The organism is Aquamicrobium soli (assembly GCF_042646345.1).
Lineage (GTDB): Bacteria > Pseudomonadota > Alphaproteobacteria > Rhizobiales > Rhizobiaceae > Mesorhizobium > Mesorhizobium soli_A.
In genome coordinates this window covers 1-2440 of the sequence record NZ_JBHRTK010000044.1, presented here as the reverse complement: position 1 = coordinate 2440, position 2440 = coordinate 1, and the positions used below count along the sequence as shown (strand labels likewise).

At 63.4% G+C, this 2440-nt stretch carries 3 protein-coding genes; all 3 read right to left on the bottom strand.

Translation table 11 applies throughout. From position 1 onward, the window contains the following. Positions 1-16 precede the first annotated feature (16 nt). The 3 genes from tnpC to tnpA are packed head-to-tail and all read right to left on the bottom strand — an operon-like array spanning position 17 to position 2439. Entirely contained in the window at positions 17-1669 is a 1653-nt protein-coding gene (gene tnpC / locus ACFOHJ_RS24860) for an IS66 family transposase (protein WP_378225842.1), read from the bottom strand. Between the two features lie 45 nt (positions 1670-1714). After that, positions 1715-2062, bottom strand: a complete 348-nt coding sequence (gene tnpB / locus ACFOHJ_RS24855) for an IS66 family insertion sequence element accessory protein TnpB (protein ID WP_378225840.1) — start codon at positions 2060-2062, stop codon at positions 1715-1717. Further along, positions 2059-2439 carry an IS66-like element accessory protein TnpA gene (gene tnpA / locus ACFOHJ_RS24850; RefSeq protein WP_378225838.1) on the bottom strand — a complete coding sequence of 127 codons (381 nt, stop codon included), beginning with the start codon at positions 2437-2439 and terminating at the stop codon, positions 2059-2061. Before tnpA ends, tnpB begins: the two co-directional genes overlap by 4 nt. Position 2440: the final 1 nt, after the last annotated feature.

Genomic DNA, 2440 nt, shown 5'->3' with positions numbered 1-2440 from the left:
TGGAGTTTTATGAAGGTCAGGCGGCTTGCTGATCAACGATCGTGTCGGTTCGGCGCAGACGCTCCCATTCCCAAGGCAGCAGTTCGTGCAGACGCGAAGAGGGAAGATCTGCAATGCGGGCCAGGACGTCGGCGAGCCAGGCTTTCGGATCGACGTCGTTGAGGCGTGCCGTGGTGATAAGAGTAAGCATAACGGCGGCGCGATCGGCGCCGCGCTGTGAACCGGCGAAGGTCCAGTTGCGCCGTCCCAGAGCAATGCCGCGCAACGCTCTTTCGGCCGCGTTGTTGGTAAGGCAGATCCTGCCGTCGTCGAGGAAGCGGGCGAAGTCGTCCCAGCGCCGGAGCATGTAGTTGATCGGCTTCAGCACCTCGGCGGAGCGTGAGAGGGTTTCGCGTTCGTGGAACAACCAGGCGTGCATGTCGTCGAGAAGCGGTTTGCTCTTCTCCTGACGCACAACCCGCCGCTCGTCGGCGCCGCAACCGTTGATGGCGCGCTCGATCTCGAACAAGGCGTCGAGACGCCTGACCGCTTCCAGCGCGATCGGCGAGATCGGTTTGCCCTTCTTGCCGTCCCGGGCCTTTTTCTCGATGTCGGCCAGTTCGAAGAACCCCCGGCGCGCATGGGCGTAGCAAAAGGCCGGCGAGATCGGTCGCTCCTTCTGCTGCGGGTCGAACAACGGCTCGAAGCCACTGTAACAGTCGCACTGCAGGATGCCGGCGAAGGCGGCCAAATGCTTCTGGGGACGCTCACCGCGTCGGTCACTCGAGGCGTAATAGACCGCTGCCGGCGGCGCAGGTCCGGCAAAGGGACGATCATCGCGCACATAGGTCCATATGCGCCCGGTCGTGCATTTCCCCTTCGCCAGGATACGGATGGTGGTGTCATCTCCATGAAGGCGCTCGGCAGCGAACACATGGCTCTCGATCAACTGGAAGAGCGGCATGACGGCGAAGCTTCCGTGGCCGACCTGATCGGCCAGCGTCGACAGCGGCAGATCGATCCCCTCGGCCTTGAAGCGGGTGCTCTGGCGATTGAGTGGGGCGTGCATGCCGAACTTGTCAAACAGGATCGTCGCCAGCAGTTGCGGACCGATGAAGCCACGCGGCGTGGCGTGGAACGGCGCCGGCGCCTGGCTGACCTTCCCGCAATCGCGACAGGTGAACTTTTCGCGCACCGTCTCGATCACCTTGAAGCGGCGTGGGATCTCCTCCAGCGTCTCAGTCACGTCCTCACCCAATTTGGAGAGCCGCGCTCCGCCGCAGCAGGAGCAAACGGCGGGAGCATCGATGACAATTCGCTCGCGCTCGATGTTTTCCGGCCAGGGCTTGCGGACAGGCCGCTTGCGCGTAAGGGCGCGCACGCTGTGGGCTTTCGCCGCCGCGGCAGCGGCGGCAAGCTCGTCCTCGCTTGCCGTGGTCACGAGATCTTCGAGCTGAAGTTCCATCTGCTCGATCAGCCGTGCCGTGCGTTCGGACCGCTGGCCGTATTTCTCGCGCTTCAGCTTCTCGATCACGAGTTGCAGATGCGCGATCAGCGCCTCGGTGTCCGACAGTTTCGCCTGCACGCTGGCGGTCACCGCCTCGGCCTGCATCCGCGCTTCGCGTTCGGCCCGCAGCGCCGTCAAGGCGCTTGCGAGGTCCGAAGGAAGATCGTCCGGCTGCAACGTCATGAAGCCAGTGAATCAGCTTTTTCGTGCGGTTTCAAAAGCTAATTGCTAGCCAACCCGCGTCGGCCGCCATGTTTTCTGCGGGTGGCGCCAATCGATCCCCGACAAGAGATAGCCGAGCTGCGCCGTCGAGATCGTCACCGCACCGTCGGCCGGGCTCGGCCAGATAAAGCGACCCCGCTCCAGTCGCTTCGTGAACAGGCAGGCGCCCTGGCCATCATGCCAGATCACTTTCAAAAGATTGCCTCTGCGACCGCGAAAGCAGAACAGATGACCCGACAGCGGATCACGGCGAAGCACTTCCTGAACCTGTAGCGACAGGCCGGGAAAGCCGCGGCGCATGTCCGTGTAACCCGTCGCAAGCCACACGCGCACCCCGCTGGGGACTGGGATCATCCGGGCTGCTCCAGTGCGCGTACAATCCGTATCAGAGCCTCGACGTCAACGTCGCGATCCACCACAACGCGCCGGCCGTTCGCCACCACGATCTCTATCCGGCCATAGCCCGAGCCCCCGCTCCGTACTGGGCGCTCCGGTACGATCGCGGCAGGAATGAACCCCTTGATGTCGCCGAGGCGGCCATCACAATACGCCTTGCGCCACGCAAACAGGAGTTGGTTCGAAATCCCATGCCGACGAGCCGTCGCCGATGCCAGCCGAGGCCCCGAGAGGCTCTCTTCGACAATCCCCAATTTCTCCGCTTCGGACCATCGCCGACGGCGACCCGTCTCCACGATCTCAAGGCGGCTCACAACACGACTGTCAGTAAGGATA